The sequence below is a fragment of the Bradyrhizobium vignae genome (genome assembly GCF_900324035.1).
In the GTDB taxonomy this organism is placed as follows: domain Bacteria; phylum Pseudomonadota; class Alphaproteobacteria; order Rhizobiales; family Xanthobacteraceae; genus Bradyrhizobium; species Bradyrhizobium vignae.
Genome location: NZ_LS398110.1, coordinates 2,017,184 through 2,039,155, shown reverse-complemented (window position 1 = coordinate 2,039,155; position 21,972 = coordinate 2,017,184). Strand labels below are relative to the sequence as shown.

24 protein-coding genes and 2 pseudogenes are annotated in these 21,972 nt (G+C 61.4%); 12 read left to right on the top strand and 14 right to left on the bottom strand.

Annotated features, from left to right (window positions below; translation table 11 throughout):
• The first annotated feature begins 23 nt into the window (after nucleotides 1–23).
• Nucleotides 24–359 (top strand): hypothetical protein, encoded by a 336-nt coding sequence (locus tag BRAD3257_RS09960; protein WP_129145353.1) that lies wholly within the window; start codon nucleotides 24–26, stop codon nucleotides 357–359.
• 35 nt (nucleotides 360–394) lie between these two features.
• On the opposite strand, the gene BRAD3257_RS09955 is transcribed toward BRAD3257_RS09960, so the two are convergent.
• The 6 genes from BRAD3257_RS09955 to BRAD3257_RS09930 all read right to left on the bottom strand — a co-directional run bounded on the left by BRAD3257_RS09955 (nucleotide 395) and on the right by BRAD3257_RS09930 (nucleotide 5,777).
• On the bottom strand, nucleotides 395–832 hold the full coding sequence (locus BRAD3257_RS09955; RefSeq protein WP_122401669.1) for a hypothetical protein: 438 nt from the start codon (nucleotides 830–832) through the stop codon (nucleotides 395–397).
• A 123-nt stretch (nucleotides 833–955) separates the two neighbouring features.
• The gene (locus BRAD3257_RS09950) at nucleotides 956–1,687 is read right to left on the bottom strand and encodes a hypothetical protein (protein WP_122401668.1); all 732 of its coding nucleotides are present in this window, start codon (nucleotides 1,685–1,687) and stop codon (nucleotides 956–958) included.
• A 7-nt stretch (nucleotides 1,688–1,694) separates the two neighbouring features.
• Complete coding sequence (locus tag BRAD3257_RS09945) at nucleotides 1,695–2,699, bottom strand: tetratricopeptide repeat protein (protein WP_145986997.1); 1,005 nt, start codon at nucleotides 2,697–2,699, stop codon at nucleotides 1,695–1,697.
• An 86-nt stretch (nucleotides 2,700–2,785) separates the two neighbouring features.
• Nucleotides 2,786–3,964, bottom strand: a complete 1,179-nt coding sequence (locus BRAD3257_RS09940) for a tetratricopeptide repeat protein (RefSeq protein ID WP_122401666.1) — start codon at nucleotides 3,962–3,964, stop codon at nucleotides 2,786–2,788.
• A gap of 48 nt (nucleotides 3,965–4,012) precedes the next feature.
• A complete protein-coding gene (locus BRAD3257_RS09935) occupies nucleotides 4,013–4,864 on the bottom strand; it encodes a hypothetical protein (RefSeq protein WP_122401665.1) in 852 nt (283 codons plus the stop codon).
• A 34-nt stretch (nucleotides 4,865–4,898) separates the two neighbouring features.
• Nucleotides 4,899–5,777 (bottom strand): DUF4189 domain-containing protein, encoded by an 879-nt coding sequence (locus BRAD3257_RS09930; RefSeq protein ID WP_122401664.1) that lies wholly within the window; start codon nucleotides 5,775–5,777, stop codon nucleotides 4,899–4,901.
• 445 nt (nucleotides 5,778–6,222) lie between these two features.
• Between BRAD3257_RS09930 and BRAD3257_RS40920 the strand changes: the two are divergent.
• A pseudogene (locus BRAD3257_RS40920) lies at nucleotides 6,223–6,480 on the top strand (winged helix-turn-helix transcriptional regulator); the annotation flags it as partial.
• A gap of 535 nt (nucleotides 6,481–7,015) precedes the next feature.
• Here BRAD3257_RS40920 and BRAD3257_RS40915 read toward each other — a convergent pair.
• From BRAD3257_RS40915 to BRAD3257_RS09900, 3 genes and pseudogenes are all read right to left on the bottom strand, one after another.
• Nucleotides 7,016–7,144 (bottom strand): annotated as a pseudogene (locus BRAD3257_RS40915) (5-aminolevulinate synthase); the annotation flags it as partial.
• A 252-nt stretch (nucleotides 7,145–7,396) separates the two neighbouring features.
• Nucleotides 7,397–7,702: a helix-turn-helix transcriptional regulator gene (locus tag BRAD3257_RS09905; RefSeq protein WP_244607921.1), complete on the bottom strand. Its 306-nt coding sequence runs from the start codon at nucleotides 7,700–7,702 to the stop codon at nucleotides 7,397–7,399.
• Nucleotides 7,681–8,610, bottom strand: a complete 930-nt coding sequence (locus BRAD3257_RS09900; protein ID WP_122401662.1) for a hypothetical protein — start codon at nucleotides 8,608–8,610, stop codon at nucleotides 7,681–7,683. Before BRAD3257_RS09900 ends, BRAD3257_RS09905 begins: the two co-directional genes overlap by 22 nt.
• A 194-nt stretch (nucleotides 8,611–8,804) precedes the next feature.
• On the opposite strand from BRAD3257_RS09900, the gene istA reads away from it, so the two are divergent.
• Together istA and istB are read left to right on the top strand one after the other, a co-directional pair.
• A complete protein-coding gene (gene istA / locus BRAD3257_RS09895) occupies nucleotides 8,805–10,049 on the top strand; it encodes an IS21 family transposase (protein ID WP_347338424.1) in 1,245 nt (414 codons plus the stop codon).
• Nucleotides 10,049–10,846 (top strand): IS21-like element helper ATPase IstB, encoded by a 798-nt coding sequence (gene istB / locus BRAD3257_RS09890; RefSeq protein WP_122401602.1) that lies wholly within the window; start codon nucleotides 10,049–10,051, stop codon nucleotides 10,844–10,846. Before istA ends, istB begins: the two co-directional genes overlap by 1 nt.
• Before the next feature lie 88 nt (nucleotides 10,847–10,934).
• Here istB and BRAD3257_RS09885 read toward each other — a convergent pair whose 3' ends face one another.
• From BRAD3257_RS09885 to BRAD3257_RS09865, 5 genes are all read right to left on the bottom strand, one after another.
• Nucleotides 10,935–12,059, bottom strand: coding sequence for an ATP-binding protein (locus tag BRAD3257_RS09885; RefSeq protein ID WP_430648829.1), 1,125 nt, complete (start codon nucleotides 12,057–12,059; stop codon nucleotides 10,935–10,937).
• A 330-nt stretch (nucleotides 12,060–12,389) separates the two neighbouring features.
• Nucleotides 12,390–12,875, bottom strand: coding sequence for a hypothetical protein (locus tag BRAD3257_RS09880; protein ID WP_122401661.1), 486 nt, complete (start codon nucleotides 12,873–12,875; stop codon nucleotides 12,390–12,392).
• Nucleotides 12,876–12,928: 53 nt separating this feature from the next.
• The gene (locus BRAD3257_RS09875) at nucleotides 12,929–13,306 is read right to left on the bottom strand and encodes a hypothetical protein (protein WP_244607920.1); all 378 of its coding nucleotides are present in this window, start codon (nucleotides 13,304–13,306) and stop codon (nucleotides 12,929–12,931) included.
• A complete protein-coding gene (locus tag BRAD3257_RS09870) occupies nucleotides 13,303–13,485 on the bottom strand; it encodes a hypothetical protein (RefSeq protein ID WP_122401660.1) in 183 nt (60 codons plus the stop codon). Before BRAD3257_RS09870 ends, BRAD3257_RS09875 begins: the two co-directional genes overlap by 4 nt.
• Before the next feature lie 142 nt (nucleotides 13,486–13,627).
• Entirely contained in the window at nucleotides 13,628–14,524 is an 897-nt protein-coding gene (locus tag BRAD3257_RS09865; RefSeq protein ID WP_122401659.1) for a LysR family transcriptional regulator, read from the bottom strand.
• Nucleotides 14,525–14,750: 226 nt separating this feature from the next.
• Between BRAD3257_RS09865 and BRAD3257_RS40255 the strand changes: the two genes are divergently transcribed.
• The 8 genes from BRAD3257_RS40255 (at nucleotide 14,751) to BRAD3257_RS09825 (ending at nucleotide 21,794) form a co-directional block, all read left to right on the top strand.
• The gene (locus BRAD3257_RS40255) at nucleotides 14,751–14,891 is read left to right on the top strand and encodes a hypothetical protein (RefSeq protein WP_164937136.1); all 141 of its coding nucleotides are present in this window, start codon (nucleotides 14,751–14,753) and stop codon (nucleotides 14,889–14,891) included.
• Between the two features lie 246 nt (nucleotides 14,892–15,137).
• Nucleotides 15,138–15,452 carry a YjiS-like domain-containing protein gene (locus tag BRAD3257_RS09860; protein ID WP_122401658.1) on the top strand — a complete coding sequence of 105 codons (315 nt, stop codon included), beginning with the start codon at nucleotides 15,138–15,140 and terminating at the stop codon, nucleotides 15,450–15,452.
• On the top strand, nucleotides 15,443–16,201 hold the full coding sequence (locus tag BRAD3257_RS09855; RefSeq protein WP_122401657.1) for a sulfite exporter TauE/SafE family protein: 759 nt from the start codon (nucleotides 15,443–15,445) through the stop codon (nucleotides 16,199–16,201). Before BRAD3257_RS09860 ends, BRAD3257_RS09855 begins: the two co-directional genes overlap by 10 nt.
• 332 nt (nucleotides 16,202–16,533) lie before the next feature.
• Entirely contained in the window at nucleotides 16,534–17,334 is an 801-nt protein-coding gene (locus BRAD3257_RS09850) for a helix-turn-helix domain-containing protein (RefSeq protein WP_244607919.1), read from the top strand.
• A 794-nt stretch (nucleotides 17,335–18,128) separates the two neighbouring features.
• On the top strand, nucleotides 18,129–20,183 hold the full coding sequence (locus BRAD3257_RS09840) for an FUSC family protein (protein WP_122401655.1): 2,055 nt from the start codon (nucleotides 18,129–18,131) through the stop codon (nucleotides 20,181–20,183).
• Nucleotides 20,180–20,389: a DUF1656 domain-containing protein gene (locus tag BRAD3257_RS09835; protein WP_122401654.1), complete on the top strand. Its 210-nt coding sequence runs from the start codon at nucleotides 20,180–20,182 to the stop codon at nucleotides 20,387–20,389. The genes BRAD3257_RS09840 and BRAD3257_RS09835 overlap by 4 nt, the downstream gene beginning before the upstream one ends.
• The gene (locus BRAD3257_RS09830; RefSeq protein WP_122401653.1) at nucleotides 20,386–20,829 is read left to right on the top strand and encodes a DUF983 domain-containing protein; all 444 of its coding nucleotides are present in this window, start codon (nucleotides 20,386–20,388) and stop codon (nucleotides 20,827–20,829) included. The genes BRAD3257_RS09835 and BRAD3257_RS09830 overlap by 4 nt, the downstream gene beginning before the upstream one ends.
• Complete coding sequence (locus BRAD3257_RS09825) at nucleotides 20,826–21,794, top strand: efflux RND transporter periplasmic adaptor subunit (RefSeq protein ID WP_122401652.1); 969 nt, start codon at nucleotides 20,826–20,828, stop codon at nucleotides 21,792–21,794. Before BRAD3257_RS09830 ends, BRAD3257_RS09825 begins: the two co-directional genes overlap by 4 nt.
• The last annotated feature ends 178 nt before the right edge of the window (nucleotides 21,795–21,972 follow it).

Below are 21,972 nucleotides of genomic sequence, written 5' to 3'. Positions count from 1 at the left end.
CACCGCAACCGGGGGAGCTTCTGATGGACCGCTCATGTCGCCATTCTTCCAGCCGTTACAGAGCGGTCACGGCCTCAATGCTGATTTGCCTCCTCAGCGCCGGCGCGTGCCATGCCGGATGTCCGAATGACTACGCCAAGCTGGACGGCCACGCTGAGCAGGCGACGGATGCTTTCAACAGTGCCGGCGCGTCGAGCCGCTGCATGACCGCGCGAGCGCTCGTGCGCGCCGAACAGATGCTTCTCAGCTTCGTCGAGGATTATCAGGTCCAATGCGTGTTGGATCAGGAGATCATTGACGTGCAGCGGCGGCGGCTCAGCAAGGCCATGGCGGCTCAAGATGGTTCGTGCGGCCACTGAGCTATCTTTTTTTGGGTGCCCAACCGAACTTGTTTCTATTGTTCGTCATGAGCTTCGGACGTCGGCGAGCCCTGCTTGCAGAACTTCTCCATGACGACCAAAGTCACCTTCGTCACATTCCTCTGTGCTGGTAATAGATCTTCCTCACCCGGAAGCGGCTTGCTTTCGCCATCTGGGCCGAACGTACCGCCACCGATTATTTCGCGGTTTCCCGCGCCGTCTGGATCGGCCGAGAAGGAGATGCGGAAGGGTTGTCCTGCTCTCAGGTGCAAGGTCGCTGTCAAACTGGAACGGTTGGAAGCAGTGCTCACCCACGTGGCGACTTCCCGATCCAGTCTTGGGCATTCCAGACTTACGAGACCCTCCATCACGAGCCGGAGCAGTGGCTCGTGGTCGGTACCTTCGGCATTGGCGGGAAGGTTTATCAGAAGCGGGAAACATGCGGCGATAGCATGAAGAGTCTTGCTCCTCATATTGCCTCATAGCGATTGTGGGGAGTTTCCGCCCGGCTTGGGACGCCGACAGACGTCAGTGCGATCAAAGACGGGAGGAAGATCGGAAGTGTCATCACAGAACCGCAAGCGTCTCGGGGATTCTCACGAGCTTCCTCCAGGCTTTCGAACAATCTTCAAATGGCGCGCGATCGCCTTGACCAATTCCGGGTCGGCCTCGCCCCTGTCCGGCTCCGACTCGCGGGCAAGCGCCTCCGCGATCGTATGCCGGCCGCTGTCTCTCACTTCGATCCTGCGGCGATGATAGGCCACGATGTCGGCGAAAGGATGCTCGAGCTCTTCCGCCATCAGCTCGGCGATCAGCGCCGCGGCGGCATGCCAGCTCGCCGCCCGCCGCAGGACATCGAGCAGCAACAGGCGGGTGTCGAGCGATGTGAGGGGACCTTCGCCGAGGTGACCGGCGGCTCTGAGCCGCAAGGCGGTCGCGTCGGACGCCCGGCCGCTGTCATCGGCCACCCAGGCCGCACGGAGCGTATTGAGAAAAGCGGATCTCCGGTCCCCGTAAAACGCATCCTGGGCCGAGCGAACCAGGAAGCGGCGCGACGCCGGCTCGGCCAGGGGATCGAGCGAGGCGGCCCGGAACTCCGGCGTGTCGACGAAGCTGCGTGCCTTCGCATCACCCTTGTCGATGCTCGGCGCAACGTAACCGCAATAGGGGCACTCCTGCAGCCACGCGTCGACGGTCGAGCGGAACATTCCCGGCGGGCGCTGGTCGAGATCGCGCGAACCGAAGGAGTTCGAGCTCATGAGCTCCCAGCGTTCGGAAAGCATGCCGCAGCAATAGCATTTGCGCTTTATCTTGTCATAGTCCGTCATGTGCGCTCTAGCCCGCCGCTCCCCAGCGTTTCCTCAGATTGCTCCGGAATCTGTCCGACGCCCGGACAAGCTGTTCCAGCACGCCGTCGCCATTGCCTGGCAGATTCGCGATGCCGGGGCGAAAGATTGGCTTCTTCGCGTCGAGCAACATCCGCAGCATTGCAAAGCTACGCTCCAGCATGGGCTCGGCTTCGTCGACGCTCTCCTCGGCATATCCCTTGGCCAGCTCCGTGAGAATCCACAGCAAGGCGGGGGCGTCATTGCCATACGCTTTTTCGCGGATCGCAAGCAGCCGCTTCAACAGCGGCTCGGCCCGCCGAAATTCCCGGCACTCCACATAGGCGCGTATCATGGCTTCGAGCGCATTCTGAACCTCGAAACTGTCCGGCCCGAATCGCTCTTCCAGAAGGTTCAGGCCAGAATCGAACGCGGAGACGGCCTTGCGGATGCGTTCGTGCCTCGTTCCACTTTGCTGCAGCTTGCTGGCATTGGCGTAGACGATGGCGGCGGCGAGCAGCGACCGAGCAACTTGCTCGCTTCTCGCTCCGAAGATTTTCTCCTTCAGCTCCAGGCTGCGCTGGAGATCGGCCTCGACGTCCTTCCATTTCTCCAAGCGCGCGCTCGTCTCCGCCAGAAGATCGACCGCCTCCGCAACTTCGACGCTATCAGCGCCATGGAGCTTTTCCTTGATCGCGATGCTTCGCTCGAGCAATGCCCGTGCCTTCCGATAGGGTACGTTCGACCCATAGCGTTGGGCGAGGGCTTGGCATTCGGCTGCAACCTGGTTGCTCGTCTCGCCGAAGACCTCGGTCTTGACGGCCAGCCGTCTCAGCTGCAGCGGTTCGAGGTCTTCGAACTCCACGCCTCCCGCCTGACCGATCCAGGTATTGAGATCGGAAAGTGTCGCTTCGGAACCATGCAGGGCTTCCTCGATCGCAAGACAGCGCTCGAGAAAGGGGATGGCCTCGACGGGATCTTCATGCTGGCAGATCACCCGGACGAGCGACCTCAAGCCGGTCGCGACCTCGTCGCTGACCGGTCCGAAGCGCTTTTCAAGTCCCGCGATGTGCTTGAGGTGATTGGGTGCATAGAAGGACGTCATGGCGATTCACCTCCCTTGTCCTCATCGTCAGGGTCGTCCGGCGAACGCTCGCTGCCGTCGATCTCGATGATCTCTTTATCGCCAGGGACGATGGGCGACCAGCGCCGAGGCGGGGTGATGGAATCGCCCGCAGCGATGCTACCGAGGGCATGGGCCACCCGATCAATCCCGGGACCGGACGCCTCGCTCATCTGCCTGAAGTCGTCGTCAGAGAAACCCGGCCAAAGCTCCCATAGCGCGTCGAAGCGATCGTCCTCTTCAAGACTAAGGGTCTCTTGCAAAGCCCCGACGCCAAGCCGGACGACTTCGTTCATGTCCGCCTCGCGGCCGTGCTGAAGCAGTCGGTGGGCGAAACGAAGCAGCAGCTTGACCTGATGCGGCCATTTGTCGACGGCGCCGCCTCGCAGCGTCGACGTGAAGTCCTCGACACGACCATACGTTGCGAACGTTTCGATGGCGGCTTCGAAGACCTCAAACAGCTTCGCCGGCTGATCGGCGATCAACACCGCTTTTGCATTCAGACTGCGCGCGATCAGAGGTCCGATGTCGTCATGCCGGCCAGTCGCAATCAACGTCCCTACCAGAGCATCGAGCGTAGCGACGAGCTCCGCGTCGTCAGGCGCATGCTGCTCATCATGGATGGCAAGCGCCCGGCGCAGCAGCGGCTCGGCCTCCGCCGGCCGGCCGGGAAGGAGGAGTCGGCTGATATTCAGCACCCTGCACGCCACCTCGGCCGGGGCGGCACCATGGCTCTCGACGATCTCAAGGCTGCGCCGGAAATAGGATACGGCCTGGTCACGGCCAAAAAACTGGCGCTGATACCAGCCGGCGAGCGCATCGAGACAGGGCACGAGATCGAGGCTCATTGGGCCCGCGAGGCTCTCCCGGATCGCCAGGCTTCTGCTGAACAACGTTTGCGCATCGCCCTTGTCGCTGCGCTCCGCACATTTCGCCCAACGCTCCAGCGCATCGGCAACAGCGATGTCAGCGCCAAAAATGTGTTCCCGGATTTCCAGGCTGCGGCGGAAATAGGGTTCGGCGCCCGAATAGATGCGGTTATCGGCGTACCACAGCGCGAAATCCTCGAGGGCGTCCGCGAGCCCCAGGTCGTGCGGACCGAACTCCGATTCGAGCCGCGCGATCTCTGCGAGTTTTTGTTCGATGGCTGACGACACGCCCGGCAAATGCCTCGAGAGTCGAGTTTCAAAGGTACGCGACGCGTTTCAGCACCCCGCATCCCTGTGCTCGCTGCGGAGTTTCGCCAGCAGTTCAGCCGTTCGGGCGTCGTCTGCGTTGGCCTCGAGCTGCTTTTCGTACATCTTGCAACGCAGACTGTATTTGGCCGACGGAGATTTCCTTGCATTCGGCGCCTGCACCAATCGATGGGGTGGCTTGGCAGACTCCCTCCTGGCCACGTCCGCATTCTTCAAGGCGATCTTCTCGTTTCTCGCATCGCCAGCCTTTCTGAACTCTAAAGCCGCCTCCCGGAAGCGGTCTTCGGACGTGGACCAGTCCGCGGGTCCTCCGCCGGACTGACCGGCAACACGCGCTGCGGCCTGACCGGCACTGAAGAGTGTACGGGCGTACCGCGCCGCCGCGGCCTTGGCGGGATCATCTTCCGCGGGGCTCGGCTTTGCCGGCAAGGCAGCGGCGGGCGGCGGCGCATCCGGGGCCGGCGACGGCGTCCTGTCGATTCCGAGAACGTCCGCAGCAACGTTATTGACCGCAGATCCGGAATCCTTGGCGCGTGCGCTGGCCGGTACCGCTCCGATCCGGGTTGCAACCGCGGCGCCGCCGTTCGTCGACATCGATTTCCCGTCGGGCGCGAGCGTGTAATTCCACGACCCCAGGCTGTTGGTGTAGGTCAGGACGTTTCCCGAACAGGTCCAGGTGCCCTGCACGCAGGAGGGGTGCTCGCTGCACAACGCCCTGCCATCGGGGGTTATGGTGCCTCTGTTACCACTGCCCGAATGTCTCCAGTCCCCGATGAACTTTGCCGCGCAACTGGATGGCGGCGCAGCCCCGGCGGGCACAGCACAGGCCAACAACAGCAGAAGGGCGATCGAGCGTCTCATATTAGGTTCCCCAAAAAGCAGCCGGTCACGTCGATCAGTGCGCGGTGCGGTTGCAGAATTCTCCCGCTTTGACGCAAGACTGATTGGCGCTTCGACATTGCGCATAAGCATCACGATCGGCTTCCTCTGCGGTGCTTCGGGCGACAGCTCCCCAGCCGGTCCCGGTACTCGTCCAATACAGTGAAATACAGGCATCGGTGGCCAAAATGACCCGGCAGGCGACCCCGGCGCTATTACTTCGACAGCGGTCCATGGAATCGGCTTGCGCCTGGCTCGCCGTGACTCGGTCCCATGACATTCCGTAAGCGAGGCGGCTGGTACTGCTTAGCGCAAGCGCGCCGTACCGCTTGTTCGGGACACAGTCGTTTCCCGACAGCGTCTCGTCGGGGCCACACTTGGTGGTCGCGATCTTCCCTTCCAGAGAAGCGCTTGGCTTCGGAATATCGCCTGACGAAGGTTCGCTCGATAGGCTGGAGATGTTGGTATTGTTGCCGTTGGTGAGTCGGTCCGTGGCTTCCTTGTTGAAATCGAGCTGAATTGTGACAGGCTTAGTTGCACTTCCGACATCGCAGCCTGCCGCCCGAACAGGCGCGTTACCTATCAGGGAGATTGAACGCTCGTCTGTTATCGTGGCCGCCACATCAAACGAAGCTGGGGGACAGCCCTTGCGGTGCAAATAGCTCTTTCCGCTGAGTGCACTTCCTCTTCTATAGCCTTCGAATAAGACCGTTCCTACTTCGATTCCCGCAGCCGAGAGACCTTCTCGCGGTTCAAAGTAGACAGCTGACCGCCTCTGACCGTCGCTCAACCACTTGAGCCTTGACCCGTTGTGATCCCAAATTGATTCGCCTGCGTGGACAGGGTGAACAATAGCCAACATAGCTCCGAGCGCGAGCAGGCTCCTGGTGAACATTCACGCCTCTAATGCTGCAGTGCAGCGACGACCCCTCCGGCTGTCATAACGCCAGCCCTAGGCCACCTGCAGGTCAAACTAAGCAAACGCTCATCTGTCGCATGACCCAAACGGGTCACGTCTTGCGAGCCCCCAAATTTTCGGTCGCAATCCGGTTTTACCCTTCTTCGGACTGACGAATTAGTCGGACGCAATCAAACGACGCAAATAGTTAAATTGCACTATAATTGACCATGAAGTTGAGGAGGAGCGTAACGGCTACCGGAATATGAAATGGTTTGATCACCTTATGCTTATGCCTTTTCGTCGCCGGTAGGCTGGCGCACCGCGTGATCAACGGCCTGCCTGTTCGTCCGCAGCGTAAGGGGACGTCATCCATGACTTCGCTGAAGCTTAGAATTATGGCAGTCACAGCCGCGATGCTGTTCTCGACCGCTAAGCGCGCAAGCGCTATGAATACATCCTGACGCAAAAGGATCTCGACCTCTATCCGATCATCATGTCGATCGTGCATTGGGGCAACGTTCACATGGTCGACTCGCGCGGACGACCGTTGCTGCACGAACACAAGAACTGCCATAAGATGTTTGATCCCGTCATGGTCTGCTCGGAGTGCGGCGAGCCGCTGACGGCGAAGGCGGTTCACGTCCATCCGGGCCCCGGCGCGCGGAAACCCACACGCACCGGCGCGGCCGCACGATAATTCGCGAGTAACATTCACCACTGACGCGGCTGAGCAGTCGCCGGCCGAACACCAGCATTGCCTCGGACGAACCAGTAGTCGGAAACAGATTCGTCAGTTCCGCCGGGCAGACCAATACCCCGAACAACGCGCCCCTCCCGAATAGCCGCTCCACGTTCCCCGACCGGTATGGCTCGAGAGCCGACCTGAGCCGGACGCATATTTGTCCGAAACGGTCACCGAAGCGCGGACGGCGCCCGAGCGCGCCACACGGCCCCTGAACCTCACGAGGTTGGGATGTGTGACGACCCCGTCAGTGATATTGACGGAAAACGTGTAGGTCGGATCGCACGCGCCCCTTTGCGTCACGAAGAGAAGGTCCCAAGAGCCGTCGTAAACTGTGCGGGCCTGTGCGACCGATACAGAGGCGACTAGGCAACTTGCGGCGATCGTATGAGTGAGAAGGTTTTTCATTGTCTGCTCCATGTGTGTTTTGGCCAATCGGCTCGGTTTGCAGATATCAATACGGCGCATGCCGCCGGGCACGCATGGTTGATCACTCAGCAGCAAGGGCGCGGTGTCGCAACGGCAATTCGACCCGCCCCCATACATCCAGCAGCGCTTGCGCGAGCGCATCAATGATCCCGTCATCGTGATATGGCGTTGGCGTGATGCGGAGCCGCTCGGCAATGCACTTGCATCTATGATGCTCATCACAGAGCTCCTCAGTCGTGTTGCCGTTCGATGTCGGCACTGAGCAATCGCTGGACGCTTCGTGTGCCTTGCTTCGTCGCGATCGAACATAGTTAAGGGACCGAGCGAGTTCTTTGCGTCACATGCTTTTGTTTTGTCATTTGTTGCTGGCCAATGAAGACGGATGCAGATGCTGGATGATGGCCGTGCGTGTTTGAGAGTGGCGATGACGCGACCTCCGGATTCACGCCAGCACCGGAAGAGCCTGTCTGATATCAGCCGGCGACGAATCGTGTTGTCGCGATCCAAACTCGCGGCGATATTGGCCGGGCGCCCGACCTGTTGCCTGGCTGAATGCGCGTGTGAAACTGGCTTGGTCGGAAAAGCTGAGCGCCAGCGCAATATCCACCAACGATCGATCACCTTGCGTCAACAAGGCTTTCGCGCGATCAAGGCGCCTGATGCTGACATAGCGATGAGGAGAATGTCCGACGGCCTGCTTGAAGGCGCGGGCAAAATGGTATCGGCTCAGACAGGCGATCGAAGCCATGCCATGCATAACATCGTTGCGACCCACGGCACCGGATCCGGATCGGATACGCGCTCGACCTCATCGATCAGCTTGCGTGCATCCTGCGAATGATCGGAATAGACGGCCGCTTCGACAAAGTCGGCCAGCGCGAAGAATTGCAGGCCAGAGTTGAAAGCCGGATCGGCCGGCGCAAACAGCCGCTGCAGATGCTCGAAGGCCTCCAAATGCCGACCGGCACCGATGGCCGTTATGCCGCGCCCCAACTGCAGCATCGCAAGCAGGAAACTGGCGCCAGTCGACAAGACCAGGCGCTCCGCTTCCGTCGCGCATGTCTCGGCCTGCTCAAGCCTGCCCTGCATGCCCGCAAGCTGCGCTTTCACGATCGTGGCCGCTGCGGTCCATACTGCAGATCCGGTCTCCTCGGCAAAACGGGCGGCTTCCTCAGCTTCTCGCCTCGCCCCGATCCAATCGCCGACTTCCATTTCAGCCCATGCCTGAGCGAACAACGCTCGCGCCAAATTGCCGATTCGCCCCTGTTTGCGCAGCCCCGCGGTAGACTCAGCCAGGAAACTTACACCAAGATCAAACGCGCCGATGACGTTTGCAGTGCTTCCCAGGATTCGCGCAACATGAGGATCGTGGCCGCCCTTTTGCGAAAGCAGCTTCAGCCCCGCGTATACCTCGCTGCTTCGTCGAAGCGGGTCGGAATAGGCGGATATGGCGATGCCGCGCGGGTCGAGCTCCGATAACTCGAGTGATCTTGCGGCGGTGAGGACGCTCGCGCGAAGCTCGCTACCCGCGTTGCTCCACCAGCAGCGTTGCGCCGCTCGCCAGAGAAGATTGCTCGCCAAGTCCTTCGCGCCAGCCGCGCGCGCCTGGTCGGCAAGATTTACGAGGGCGGAAATCCTGCCGAGATCATTGACCATAAGAGGTTGACTCATCTCGCGGCACCAGCCGACCCGGGCGCCGCCCAGCCTATCCGACGGCTGTCGGGCGACATGGGAAATTGCCCCCCTGACGACACGAGGAATTGACCCCCTCGCGACACGATCAAAACGGGGGTTTTATGCAGCGACTCAGTTCAGGTCCTCTGCGGTTCAAAGATCCGCGGAGGGAGGCCATGCTGGAGCCGGACGAGGTTTCGGCGATACTCCGGCTCAACGAGCTGGGGTGGGGTAGCAAACGGATTGCCCGGGAGCTCGGGATCAGCCGCAACACGGTGAAGGAGTACATCGCGGCCGGCGGCTGGACACCTTATCGGCAACCGCAGCGCAAAAAGGCACTTGAGGGCCAGGAGAGCTGGCTCAAGGAGCGTCTGCGGCAGCACCGCGGCAATGCTGACGTGATCCGCCAGGAGTTGGCAGCCGAGAAAGGCATCGTTGTCTGCCTGCGCACAGTTGAGCGGGCGGTACAGCGCTATCGCCAGGAGCTTGCGGCGGAAGCGCGCGCGACGGTGCGGTTCGAGACAGCGCCTGGCAAGCAACTGCAAATCGATTTTGGTGAACGGCTGGTTGAGATCGGCGGCGCCAAGGTTCGCGTCTACCTGTTCGTCGCCACGTTGGGCTACTCGCGCCGGCATCATGTCAGAGCCTTCCGCAACGAACGGCAAGAGAACTGGTTCGACGGCCTGGAAAGCGCGTTCATGAAGTTCGGCGGCGTGCCCGAAGAAGTGCTGTTCGACAATGCCCGTGCCTTGGTCGTAGAGCATGACGCCATCACGCGCACAGTGGTCTTCAACGACAAGCTGAGCGCATTTGCCAAGCACTGGGGCTTCCGGCCCCGTGCCTGCGCGCCATACCGAGCCCGGACCAAGGGCAAGACCGAGAACGGCGTTGGTTACGTAAAACGAAACGCGATCGCGGGCCGCGCCTTCCCGAGCTGGGACGCCCTTGAGGCGCATCTTGAGGCTTGGACGCGGGAGGTCGCCGACCTGCGCCAGCATGGCACGACCGGCGAGCCTCCGATCGAGCGGTTCAGGCGGGCGGAAGCGCAGGCACTCAAGCCCATCGTTGGGAGGCCGCCCTTCCAGGCTGCACGTGAAGTGATCCGCCGTGTGCAGGCCGACTGTGCCGTCGAGATCGATGGCAACGCCTACTCGGTGCCCTGGCGGCTAATCGGCGAGATGGTGCGAGTGATGATCGCCGACGGGCTGGTGCGCATCCACCATGGGATCCATGAGGTGGCCGTCCATCCGATTTGTGCCGGTCGTCGCCGCCGCGTCGTCGACCCCGAGCATTTTGCGGGCCTGACTGGCTTTAGATCGAACCGAGCTGCCGCGCTCGCAGGATCGTCCGTTGCGCCGCACTCGCCGGCGCTGCTGCGGCCGCTCGGCGAGTATGAGGCAATCGTCGGAGGGGGCTTCTGATGCGCGCCGCTGTCCCCGATCGCCTGAGCGATATGCTGACCCGCCTGAAGCTGACCGCCGTCCGCGACCAGTTGGATGGGCTATTGGACGAGGCCGGCCGACAAGAGCTGAGCCTGCGCGAGACCCTGGTGCTACTGTGCGAGCGCGAGATCGCCCGCAAGGACGAGCGGCGCATCGAGATGACCCTCAAACTCGCTCGCTTCCCGTTCGTTCGCGATCTCTCCGGCTTCGACTTCTCGGCCCAGCCGTCCCTAGACCCCAAGCAGGTACGTGAGCTTGCCGGTGCGCGCTGGATTGCCAATGGCGAGAACGTGCTGCTGCTTGGGCCGCCTGGCGTTGGCAAGACGCACCTGGCGGTCGCGCTGGGGCGTGAAGCGATCCTGGCTGGGCATTCCGTGCAGTTCGTCGCAGCCACGACGGTCGTTGCGCAACTCGCCAAAGGACACAGCGAAGGCAGGCTTGACGAGCGGCTCGCGCAATTTGCCAAGCCAAAGCTCCTGATCATCGACGAACTCGGCTATCTGCCCTTTGAGCCCAATGCCGCACATCTCTTCTTCCAGCTCGTCAGCCGCCGTTACGAGAGAGGCGCGATCCTGCTCACCAGCAACCGCAGCGTCGGCGAGTGGGGCTCAGTCTTCGGCGACCCTGTGGTCGCCACCGCGATCCTTGATCGCCTGTTACACCACAGTCACGTGATCACAATCCGCGGCGACAGCTACCGCTTGAAAGAAAAGCGTCGTAGCGGGCTTTTGCAGAAGGCCGCCGCGCCAGAAGCTAAATCGGAGAAAAAGCCGTGAAGCAAGCCGCTCGCTCGCTACGGCGCTATGGGGGCGCGCTCCGCGAGCGGCTTGCCACATCCACCAAAACAACAAGGGGGTCACTTCTTCACGTCGCTACGGGGTTAAATCCGGACGTCGCTTGACACGACGGCTCCACCTCGGCTTCCCGCAACAGATGCTCCAGCAACCCCGGTCGACCAAGGTCGGTTGCAATTTCGGCGGCCTGCAAGAATCGTTCTCTCCTGGCCTTCGCCGTGCTGCTCAGCTTCGCCGCGATCTGCAGAACCTCCATGGCCATGGTGTTGGCGCCCCGGCTCTGCGCACGGCTCGCCATGAGATCGAGTTCGGCGGCCAGGTCGTCGTCGGGCCCCACGGTCGCCGCAGCACGATGCCAAAGCCGGCGGTCTTGATCCTCGATGACCGCCGCAAGCGCGGAATGAACCTTTTGGCGCGTTGCAACGTCGGCGGTTCGATGGATCGCGGATCGCACGAGCGGGTGTCGAAACCGAACCTGCATTGCATCGAGATCGATCAGCTGGGCGGAGGCGGCGGGCGCAAGGGCGTCGACTCCGATATTCTGGGCCAGCAGCACTTCGCCGGCGCGCAGGATTTCGTGGAGAGACGTTCCGTCGTTTTCAGCGGCAACGTTCAACAGCATCTGAGTGGCGCCCGGAAGACCGGACAAGCGGCTGGAGAAGGTGCGTTCAAGTCGCTCCGTCAAGGGAAGCCATGGAGCTTCCCCGTCGTCCTCAGTTCGCAAGTTGTGCGGCAACTCTACCAACGCCAATGGATTGCCGGCGGCTTCCTTGAGAAAGCGGTCGCGCAGCTTCCCGGAGAGGTCAGGGGCCCGGATGTCGAGCAGGCCAAATGGAAGGGAAAAACCCTCTCGTAGAGCGAGCAGCAGAACGATCGAATCCGCACTCAGACGCCGGGAGACAAACGACAGCACGTCACGCGTCGCTTCATCCAGCCATTGCGCATCGTCAACGACCAGGAGGATCGGTTTGTGAGTTGCGCTTTCAGTGAGCAGCGTCAGCGTTGCAAGCGCGACCAGCCAGACATCGGGTGGTTCAGCAGCTTCCTCGCCCAGCCCGAACGCATTCAGCAAGGCAGACTGCTGGCGGGGCGGCAACGCCTTTGCCAGCTTCATGAGTGGACGCAACGCCTGCTGAAGTCCGGCAAACGCCAGATTAACTTCAGCGAGCACGCCGGTCATGCCCAATACGACGATGTCCCGTTCACGGGCCCTATCTTTGGCCTTCTCGAGCAGCGCTGATTTCCAATCCCCGGTGCCCCGCTGATAAAGAGAGTTGCCCCGCCGTCATGGATCCTGTCGAGAAGCTGATCGATGAGAGCAATTTCAGTTTCTCGCCCAAGCAGTGAAAGTTCTCCCGAACGCGGGGCGCGCGCGCGCTGATTTTGCTGCGGTGGCGCAGTTTTTGTCAGCCGTTTCGCCATTGCCCGTTCCGGAGCAATCCGTTCGGGTGATCTCTCAACCAGAACTCTGGGCAACATCCTAGCATGCGCCGGCGACGAGGGCATCGGGGTGCTATCCAACTGCTTAGGCGGCGAGGTCGGAAATGCCTGGGTCTTGCTGCCCACCCTTGCTGTTCCGGGCTTCGATGGCCTTGACGGAGTTTTCAAAAGCCTTTTCCAGAACACCCCTGCCGATGGTCCCGAGCACGAAGCCGAGCAGCCGACCCGTCAGGTTTCTGCCGTCGCGTATCACGACCACATCAATGTCGGTCGTGCCGTCGGGTTTACGGGTAAAAGTATAGGTGTGACCCGAGGCGCCACTCCACACATTGGAGTCGGTTGTCGTGAGGACGACGTGCTCAGGATCAGACCAGTCATAATGCAGGCGCTCCCAGATTCCGCCTGAACCTTCAGTGACATCGGCATGCGAGCCGGTCCGATGATGCACCTTGAGATACGCATCGCTGCTGTTGTCAAACAGCTTCGAGCGGCCGGGCCCGAAATCGGTCAGGCCGGCCACGTACTGCTCGGGCGTCGCCGTGGTAGTTCGATGAAGGTGGATGGTCGACATATGCAGTTTTCCTTGGCGGTGCTCCTTGGTGAGCGCAGCCGTTCAACTCGGGTTCAGTTCGAGGCTGTGTTCGGTTTGCGAACGAGCACGCTGTCCCCTTCCCGGCTGATTTCGATCACGCCCGCTGGCTGCGGTGTCGAGAGCAGCAGGCGCTGACCAGGTGTGAGAAGAGATACGACGCGGAACGGTGTTCCTGTCTCGCCTTGCGCCAGAGTGGCGACCACGCGAAATCCATCGCGCTCGACGGTGTAGTAGGCGACCCCCGATATCCCGCCGAGGTTAATGCTCTTGGCCTCAATGGGACGCAGCCCTTCTGCGTGGGCCGCCGTCAGAGAAGCGATACCGAATGCGGCGGCGAAAAGCGTGTTGCGGATTGACATGACGATTGCTCCTAATGATTGGCGATCGAGCACGGCGAAGTCGTTGATCACGACAGCGGTTCGCCGCCCCGATGAATCCAGGTTCCGTTGATGGCGATCGGTGTGCTGTCGGGCTGCCCGTTGACCGGATCAGCCGGCGGGAAGACGCTGTCGTAGATTGACCGGGCTTCTCGTATCAGGCGGAGCCGTTCGCGCTCGGCCTTCGGGATAAATTGGATGACTTCACCCATGTTTCGCCTCCAGTTCGTGACGCCGTTTCCGGCAGGTCGTGACTGGGAGGTGGGGCGAAAGGCCCGGGTCAACAGGCGGGGAAACCGGGAGTCATCCTTCCGGATTTTGGAAGCTCGACAGCGGAGTGAGCACCGCCTCGGTTTACTCCGCGAAAACCCGCTTCAGCCGCGGGGCTGCAAAGTCCAGAAACGCTCTGACCTTGATCGGCAGAAACCGGTTCGCTGTGTAGACGAGATTAACCGGCATTGGCGGTGGCTGGAATTCATCCAGTACGGTCATCAATGCTCCCGCTTCCGGACCAGCTTCGAGTTGGTAGGCAAAGGCGATGGAAATTCCCACACCAGCGCGGGCTGCCGTACAAGCCGCTTCCGCGCTGCCGACGGTGAGCCGCGTATGCACCGGCGCCGCGATGGTCGCCTTGCCTCTGACGAATGTCCAGACATCCGGTGGCGAGAAGCCAGGATAGCTGATGCAATCATGTCCGGCCAAATCTTCCGGCGTGCGCGGCGTTCCGCGCGCCGCAAGATAGGCGGGACTGGCGCACACCACCCGGCGCGTCCTGCCGAGCCGCAGCGCGACCAGGCTCGAGTCCGGCAATTCGCCGATGCGCACCGCGACATCGATTTGCTCCTGGGCAAGGCTCAGCTTCTGGTCGGTGGGGATCATCCTGACCTTGATGTCCGGGTAGGTCTTGAGGAAGTCCGCAATGATCGGCATCAGAATGATGCGCCCAAGGCCCAATGGGGTGGTCACGGCCAGCTCGCCCGTCGGCGTGGTATACTCGCCGGAGGCGGTACGCTCCGCTTCGAGCACATCGGTGAGAATGCGCTTGCAAGCCGCAACGTAGGACGTGCCTGCATCCGTTAGCACCAGCTGCCGGCTCGATCGGTTGAAGAGCTTCGTCCGCAGGTGAGCCTCGAGCTCGGATACGTTGCGACTGACTGTTGTGAGCGGCGTTTTCAACCGCCGCGCCGCCGCGGACAAGCTGCCCTGCTCGACCACGGTCAGAAAGGTCGACATCGCTTCCAGGCGATCCATCGGATCCCTTCCATAATTCGGGAGGATACCTTCCGATTTTGCCATATCACCCCGGACTGCGGAAGACGGCATCGCCGGGGGTGATCCGGATGGCCCTTCGAGCGAAGCGAGCCTTCCGCTGCCTGGAAGGACCCTTTCCACCTATGGCCCTTTCTGAGGTGGGCTCTCCGATCGATGTCTTTGGATGATGACGCGAGAAGCGCCGCCTTCAAAACAGGAGAGTTCAATGACAAGGCATCTCGAATCCTATCGGTACGAAATCCAGTACAGCGACGACGCCGACTTCGTCACGTATCAGCGCAAGTCGAGCGACGGCGTTTGGCAGACAGTCTCAGCGTGGATGATTCTAAATTCGGCGGATGACTGAGTGTTGGCCCACCATTGCGCAGCCGACCAGTCGTTCCTGTTCGGACATCCAACGACGCACCGGCGAAACTCTCCAGATTGTACTCGGTTCAATGTTTTTATTGCACCGAGTAATGTCTCGGATCATTCTGTCAACCAAGCTCGTAGAGGGGCCAGCATTCAAAGCCGTTTCACGGCGGGTTGACAGCGCCAGCCATGAATGTTGCTCGGAGCATTGAGATCCTCACTCGGAGCATTGGAGACCAAAATGCCTGCGGTAGTCTCGACGATCATCCTGCCTGCTGCCATCAAAGGGGCCGGGATAGCTTCTCGGCTGCTTGCCGGCGGTTGCGAGAGGTTCGCGGGCTATCTCGGCCGACGGACCGCCATTGCCTGCCTTCACGATCTAGACGACCGCGCACTGCGGGACATCGGCATCCGCCGTTTTCAGATCGAGGCCGCCGTCGACGGTCTCATCACATTCTCTGCACAAGCGGACGAAGGGATGGTGAGCGCCGCAGCGGTAGCGATTTCGCGCGAGCGCCGGCGCGCTCCAACCCTGGAGTCACAGCCATGGAGCTGACCGTAGCCACGATCCTGATCACCTTTGCCGGCATGTTCCTGATCTGCTTCATGAAGGGCGCGTTCGGCGGCGGATTCTCGATTGTGGGCATTCCGCTATTGTCTCTCGTGATGGATCCCGTTACCGCCGGCGGCCTTCTCGCGCCGTTGTTCATCGCGATGGACTTGTTCGCCCTTCGCTACTGGAAGCCTTCGACCTGGTCGAAGCAAGATCTTCTGCTGCTGTTGCCGGGCCTCGTGACCGGGATCGGACTGGGCTATCTGCTGTTCCGCTTTCTTGACCACCGCGCCATCGCGATCGCGATGGCCGCGACCACCTTGATCTTCGTGGCGCTGTGGCTTGCTGCAGGCGCGGAGGTGATAACGCGTCCGCGTTCGACGCCGAAGGCCATCACGGCCGGCCTCGCCTCGGGCGTGACGACCATGGTCGCGCATTCGGGCGGACCGCCGCTCGCGATGTATCTGCTGCCCCTCGGCCTCAGCAAGGAGGTCTACGCAGGAACGACAAGTCTGTTCTTCACTGTCGGCAACGCGACCAAGGCCGTCCCGTGGCTCTTGCTAGTGAGGCCGACGGGAAACGTCTGGACGTTGATGGCGATTTGCCTGCTCGCCATTCCCGCTGGCGTGTGGGCGGGTTGGCGGCTTCACGGAAGCTTGGACCAGCGCCAGATCTATCGGGTCTGCTACGGATTGTTGGTCGTGACGGCGCTGAAATTGTTATGGGATGGAGTTTCCGGCTACCTCATGTGAACCGGCTGTTCCCGCGGCTTGGTGTGGGACTCGCAAACACTAACAGCCCCTAACAACCAATAACGAGCAAATTGCGCTGCCTGTGCCAAGTTAGCTTCGCAACAATGATGAATGCGATCCTGGAGCGCCACATGGAGATGCAATCAGAGCAGCCGGCCGCCGCAGGCCGCTATGAGCAGTGGCCGCACCGTGGCGTTTGGGATCGGCACTGTCCAGGCGAGCTGCTGCTGTCTTCGACGGATCGGGGTTGGTCCGGCCTGTCGGCCGAATTGTGCACTGCTAGAAGAGGCGTTGGCCCGTGGAGGACCCCACCATCCGATATCCGGATTTGCGTGGCCACCCGTAGCAATCAAACGATTCTCACGCGGCGGGCGCCGGGCATCGAAAGTCGGATAGTCGCCGAGCGAGGTACGGTTTGGCTCTCTCCTCCCGGCTTGCAGGAGGGTGCGGTTGATTTCGCTGAAGATCTGCCGGAATTCTTGCACATCTATCTTCCGCTAAGCCACTTCGCGTCGAGCAATTTCCACAACGAGACCGGTGAATCGGCAATCCACGCGCTAAACTACGAAACGGCTTTCGAAGATCCGCTGCTGGCCGAGATCGGATTTGCCGTAGCCTCCGAGCTAAAGATTGAAACTTCAGCCGGCAGTCTGTTCGTCGAATCCCTCGCATCTAGTCTGGCGGCGAGGTTGCTTCAAAAGCGAGCCAGCGTATCACGCACTCAACTTTTTCCTCGTCGTGCTCACCATGGGCTCGATCAGCGCAGACTCTTTCGTGTGCTGGACTACATTGATGCGAACCTGGAGGGTGACCTCAGCCTTGAAAGTATGGCAAGGATCGCGTGTCTAAGCAGATACCATTTTGCGCGAGCCTTTCGACAAGCCGTCGGAGAATCTCCCCATCGCTACGTCAGTGCCAAGCGCCTGGAGCGGGCGAAAGCCCTATTGACACGTGGCGATCGGCCCTTGGTGGACATCGCGTTGACGCTCAACTTTTCCAGCCAAGCCAATTTCACGCGAGCCTTCAAGCAGGCGACCGGGCAGGCGCCAGGTCAATATCGTCAAACGGCGGGATCACAAGCATCCAAATCCTCTCTGATGGACGCCAGGCATTCACTTTCGGTTTTTGCCTGAGCCTGCATATCGTTTGCGAGCCAGCGGCAGCAACACATGACAAGACGAGAGCACGCGCTGCAAAGCACGCGGGCCGTCATACGACTATCTTCGCCGGGCTAGTCATTCACTGAAAGGCCGCTCGACGTGCCGATACGTCAATACTTCGTGTGGGTGGGAGGCGCCCTCCTCGTGTTGCTGTTTGCGGCTGACTGGCTGCTCCCAGCGCCTCCTGCATATTCACATTCCGCGGTCGCTCCGAGCGAACGGGCCAACCTGCGCATCACTTCGGACCAAAAATGGCCGGAGCGGGTGGTGTTCGACACCGCTCACGCGCCAGTGACACACTACATTGCTGAGTCTGGCCTCGCGGCGAACCTCGTCCCCGAAGTCTTTTCCCAGACTTCGTGGCGCAGCCCACGCGATGCCTTCGCTGCGGTGGAAGAAGCTGCGGCCCCTGCCCCGACAGCAAGAAATGAAAATGCATCGGCAATCCGTGCAAAGCCACAGCAGCCCAGAACTCGCATGACTAGTGCGGCCAAGATCCATTGATCGAGAACCAACATGAAAGACGCTCTGTGCCTCGCCGTGTTCGCTGGCAAAATCCTGTGCCTCGCGATGTTCGTGACGGTTCTGAAGCCGGACGCCATCGGCGTCATCCAGACGTCGGCGCGTCCTGTCGACTGCAGGATGGAACGTTCAGGGCTGCAGCAATGCGTTTCGAACGTATTTGCGAGAGCTTCGCTAGCCGACGCGACGTCATGCATCGCACATAGAAACCCCGCTCACTGCTGACGCAACGGTCCGCCGACGCCATGACCCAAGCTGCCTCATTCCGGGATCGACATGCCGCCCTCATCTTCGCGCTGCGGACCTTTGCAGCGGCGATGCTGGCGTTCTCGATCGCGCTGTTGCTGGACATGCCGCGTCCCTATTGGGCCATGGCATCGGTCTACATCACTTCGAACCTGTTCACGGGGGCAACCACCTCCAAGGCCGTCTACCGCATCCTGGGCACGCTGATCGGCGCGGCGGGGACCATCGTGCTGGTCCCGAACCTCGTCAATGCGCCGGAGCTGCTCAGTCTCTGCATCGCGCTGTGGGTCGGCATCTTTCTATATCTCTCGCTGATCGACGGCACGCCACGCAGCTACGTCTTCATGCTGGCCGGCTACACCGTGGCGCTGCTCGGCTTTCCCATCGTCTCGACGCCCCAGTCGGCCTTCGACATCGTGGTTTCCCGCGTGCAGGAGATCATGCTCGGAATCGTCTGCGCGAGCGTCGTCGCGATGCTCGTGCTGCCCCGCAGCGTGGCCTCCGGCGTCACCATACAAACCGATGCATGGCTCGCCGGCGCGCGCCGGCTCGCTGCGGACGTCCTGACGGGCCGCGGCAGCGATCGGGAGCATGACGGCGAACGCATACGCCTCGCCGCCGCCGCCGCCGAAATCGACCAACTTGGGCGACATCTCGGCTTTGAGGCGACCACGTCCACAAGTATCGGGCTAGGGCTGCAATTGCTCCGGCAACACATGCTGTCGCTGCTGCCGCTTCTCGGATCGATCGAGGATCGCAAGCTGCCTCTGGGTCCGCACGACGAGGCGGCTGCGCGCATTTCGTCTATGTGCACAAGAATAGCTGCATGGCTCGAAGGGGGCGGCCGCGATGGACAGGAAGCCGATGCGTTGCGCGCAGCGCTTGATAAAGCACGACCGGTGCTGAGCGTGGACGCCGGCTGGATCGAGATCGCGATCTCAGGTCTCATCGTACGGCTGCGCAACCTCGTCGATGTCATGCAGGATTGCCAGCTCCTGCGCGAAGCCCTCGCCGAGGGGCGCAATCCCGAATCGCTTCATCTCGTCGTCTCTCATGGCGCTACGGCTGTTGCCGTCCCGCATCGCGACTACTGGTCTGCGCTCCTGGCGGCCGGGTCTGTAGCCCTTGCGGTGCTGTGCTGCAGTTGCTTCTCCATTGCTACTGGCTGGTCGGACGGGGTTGCCGCACCGCTTTTCGCAGCTGTCGTCGGCAGCTTTCTGGCGGGCGCGGACGATCCGCTGCCGGCGTTCCGCAATTTCTACGGACTATTCCTCGTCGTGATCGCCGTCCATGGCATCTACCTGTTTGGCGTGTTGCCGCGGATTACGGCTCTCGAGGTGCTCATCGTCGCATTGATGCCGCCTTTCGTGCTGTTCGGCTGGATGGCTGCGCGGCCCGCGACCGCGCGTATCGGCGCCATACTTGCCATCTACCTCTCGGTGCAACTAGCGTTGACCGAGACCTATTCGGCCGATTTTATCACCTATGCCAACTCCAGCGTTGCGCTGATGCTGGGTGTGGCGCTGACAGGCGTGACCTGCGGCATCGTTCGCATGGCCGGAGCCGACTGGATCGCAAAGCGATTGCTGCAAAGCAATTGGACCGCGCTTGCATCAGTCGCCGAGCGCACCTCGGATCAGGACCCCTTTGCGCTTGCCAGCCTCATGCAGCATCGCCTCGCCCTGCTTGCTGCGCGTATCGCCGTCGTCCCCGCCGACGCAAGGAACGGCGCCGCCAATCTTCGTCAGCTTCGGACGGCGCTCAACATTCTCGGCGTGAGGCGCTCGAGCTTGGGGCTGTCACGCTGCGCAAGAGCGGCCACCGAAGCGTTCTTTGCTCGTCTTGCCCCGATTTGCCGGACCCACACTGCGGGGGCGCTCCCCGACGACCTGGTGGGACAGCTCGACGGCACCATCGCACTAACGTTGCAGGAATCAAGGAGCGAAGCCCGCGATGACGTGCTGGTCGGTCTCACCGGCGTACGTTCCGGGCTCTTTCCGGAGTCGCCGGCCTATCAACCGCAGCAAATCGAATCTGGGACGATCGCCGCATGAGATACCAACTTGACCTTTTCGGCGTGCTCGTCCCGACGCTCCTGCTCTGGAGCGTGGTTGCCTACGTGCTTGCGCGCCTCGTCAGCAAGCTGATTGCTCGTATCGGCCTCTATCGATGGATCTGGCATCCCGCACTCTTCGATTTCGCGCTTTTTATCTGCCTGGTCACCGGCCTCGTCTTAGGCTCCACGGAGTTATTCTCATGACAGCACCCGTTTCGTTCCAGAAAGCCTTATGGCGCGGGTTCACGATGAAGTGCCCGAACTGCGGTCATGGCCATCTGTTCGGCCGCTTTCTCAAGGTGGTCGGCAACTGCGAGGTCTGCGGCGAAGATTACACGCCGCAACGCGCCGATGACCTTCCGGCCTATCTCGTGATCGCGATCGTCGGCCACCTCGTCGTGCCAGGGCTTCTTGCCGTCGAGATGGCCTATTCACCTCCGGCCTGGCTTCAATTGCTGATCTGGCTCCCTGCCACCGGATTTTCGGCGCTCTTTCTGCTGCAGCCCGTGAAAGGGGCAATTGTTGGGCTGCAATGGCAGACCGGCATGCACGGCTTCGAGGCCGCCAGACGTTGCCGGGATCGAGAAGCCGCAGATGGCGTCCCGCCCGTTCCTCACCTCGCCTCCAAGGAGTTGGTGTCATGAAAGCCGTCGTGAAGTCGCTGCGTCCTTTCGCGCTGACCGGTCTCATCGTGCTGGTCGCGATTTGGGCCGGTTACAAGCTGTGGGATTACTACTTTGATGCGCCCTGGACCCGCGACGGACACGTACGGGCCGACGTGGTGCCCGTGGCTTCCGATGTTTCCGGCTTTGTGAGCGAGGTTCTGGTTCGGGACAATCAGCAAGTCCAAAAGGGCGACGTGCTCTTCCGGATCGATCGGGCGCGCTATGATATCGCGCTCAAGCAGGCAGAGGCGGTACAGGAAGGCAAGCGCGCCACGCTCGACAATGCCAATGCAGATTTGAAGCGCTACAGTGCGCTGACGCCCGGCGTCGTGGTTTCCACGCAGCGGATGGACCAGGTTGTCGCCATCCAGGGCTCGGCCCAGGCGGCGTATGACCAAGCCGTCGCGGACGTTGCCCTTGCGAAGCTCAACATCGAACGCAGCGAGGTGCGGGCCTCGGTCACCGGCATTGTCACCAACAATGAGCTGCGGCCGGGCGCCTACCTCACCCCCGGAAAGGGCGTGATGGCGCTGCTCGACACCGGCACGCTGCATGTCCAGGGCTACTTCGAGGAAACCAAGCTGCAGCGCATCCATATCGGCGATCCCGTCAACGTGCGGCTGATGGGAAGCAGCCGTGCGTTGCCTGGAAAAGTGGAGAGCGTTGCAGCCGGTATCGAAGACCGCGACCGCAGCAACGGTTCGACCCTGCTTGCCAACGTAAATCCGACCTTCAACTGGGTGCGGCTGGCGCAACGTGTCCCGGTCCGGATCGCGCTAGAAGGCACCGAGCGAAACGAACTCGTTGCAGGAGCTACTGCGACCGTCAAAGTCCTCGGCCCCGGATCACGCAATTATGCGACCGCAGTCAAAAATGAACGCAGGACAGCACAGCCCTGCCACATGGTGCAAACTGCGATCGTGGTGGCCCCCTCATGCGGCTGAAAGCTGAACAGATAAAGCCTCTATCAAGATGTTGGTTGCGTTTCTGGCAATGCTGAGTACCAGTATTTTCGCGGCCCATATTTTCGAAGCGCTGCACGCGAGACTCATGTCGGTACGCATTCGCGAACGTAGCATGGCCGATCGTAAGCGATGCCGCTTCCGCTTCGCGAATGCCGCG

What these genes read in the sequence shown, in the direction of transcription:
- BRAD3257_RS09960 (WP_129145353.1), top strand. Translation starts at nt 24, where the DNA reads ATGGACCGCTCATGTCGCCATTCTTCCAGCCGTTACAGAGCGGTCACG.
- BRAD3257_RS09955 (WP_122401669.1), bottom strand. Translation starts at nt 832, where the DNA reads ATGAGGAGCAAGACTCTTCATGCTATCGCCGCATGTTTCCCGCTTCTG.
- BRAD3257_RS09950 (WP_122401668.1), bottom strand. Translation starts at nt 1,687, where the DNA reads ATGACGGACTATGACAAGATAAAGCGCAAATGCTATTGCTGCGGCATG.
- BRAD3257_RS09935 (WP_122401665.1), bottom strand. Translation starts at nt 4,864, where the DNA reads ATGAGACGCTCGATCGCCCTTCTGCTGTTGTTGGCCTGTGCTGTGCCC.
- BRAD3257_RS09930 (WP_122401664.1), bottom strand. Translation starts at nt 5,777, where the DNA reads ATGTTCACCAGGAGCCTGCTCGCGCTCGGAGCTATGTTGGCTATTGTT.
- BRAD3257_RS09905 (WP_244607921.1), bottom strand. Translation starts at nt 7,702, where the DNA reads ATGGCTTCGATCGCCTGTCTGAGCCGATACCATTTTGCCCGCGCCTTC.
- BRAD3257_RS09900 (WP_122401662.1), bottom strand. Translation starts at nt 8,610, where the DNA reads ATGGTCAATGATCTCGGCAGGATTTCCGCCCTCGTAAATCTTGCCGAC.
- istA (WP_347338424.1), top strand. Translation starts at nt 8,805, where the DNA reads ATGCTGGAGCCGGACGAGGTTTCGGCGATACTCCGGCTCAACGAGCTG.
- istB (WP_122401602.1), top strand. Translation starts at nt 10,049, where the DNA reads ATGCGCGCCGCTGTCCCCGATCGCCTGAGCGATATGCTGACCCGCCTG.
- BRAD3257_RS09880 (WP_122401661.1), bottom strand. Translation starts at nt 12,875, where the DNA reads ATGTCGACCATCCACCTTCATCGAACTACCACGGCGACGCCCGAGCAG.
- BRAD3257_RS09870 (WP_122401660.1), bottom strand. Translation starts at nt 13,485, where the DNA reads ATGGGTGAAGTCATCCAATTTATCCCGAAGGCCGAGCGCGAACGGCTC.
- BRAD3257_RS09865 (WP_122401659.1), bottom strand. Translation starts at nt 14,524, where the DNA reads ATGGATCGCCTGGAAGCGATGTCGACCTTTCTGACCGTGGTCGAGCAG.
- BRAD3257_RS40255 (WP_164937136.1), top strand. Translation starts at nt 14,751, where the DNA reads ATGACAAGGCATCTCGAATCCTATCGGTACGAAATCCAGTACAGCGAC.
- BRAD3257_RS09860 (WP_122401658.1), top strand. Translation starts at nt 15,138, where the DNA reads ATGCCTGCGGTAGTCTCGACGATCATCCTGCCTGCTGCCATCAAAGGG.
- BRAD3257_RS09855 (WP_122401657.1), top strand. Translation starts at nt 15,443, where the DNA reads ATGGAGCTGACCGTAGCCACGATCCTGATCACCTTTGCCGGCATGTTC.
- BRAD3257_RS09840 (WP_122401655.1), top strand. Translation starts at nt 18,129, where the DNA reads ATGACCCAAGCTGCCTCATTCCGGGATCGACATGCCGCCCTCATCTTC.
- BRAD3257_RS09835 (WP_122401654.1), top strand. Translation starts at nt 20,180, where the DNA reads ATGAGATACCAACTTGACCTTTTCGGCGTGCTCGTCCCGACGCTCCTG.
- BRAD3257_RS09830 (WP_122401653.1), top strand. Translation starts at nt 20,386, where the DNA reads ATGACAGCACCCGTTTCGTTCCAGAAAGCCTTATGGCGCGGGTTCACG.
- BRAD3257_RS09825 (WP_122401652.1), top strand. Translation starts at nt 20,826, where the DNA reads ATGAAAGCCGTCGTGAAGTCGCTGCGTCCTTTCGCGCTGACCGGTCTC.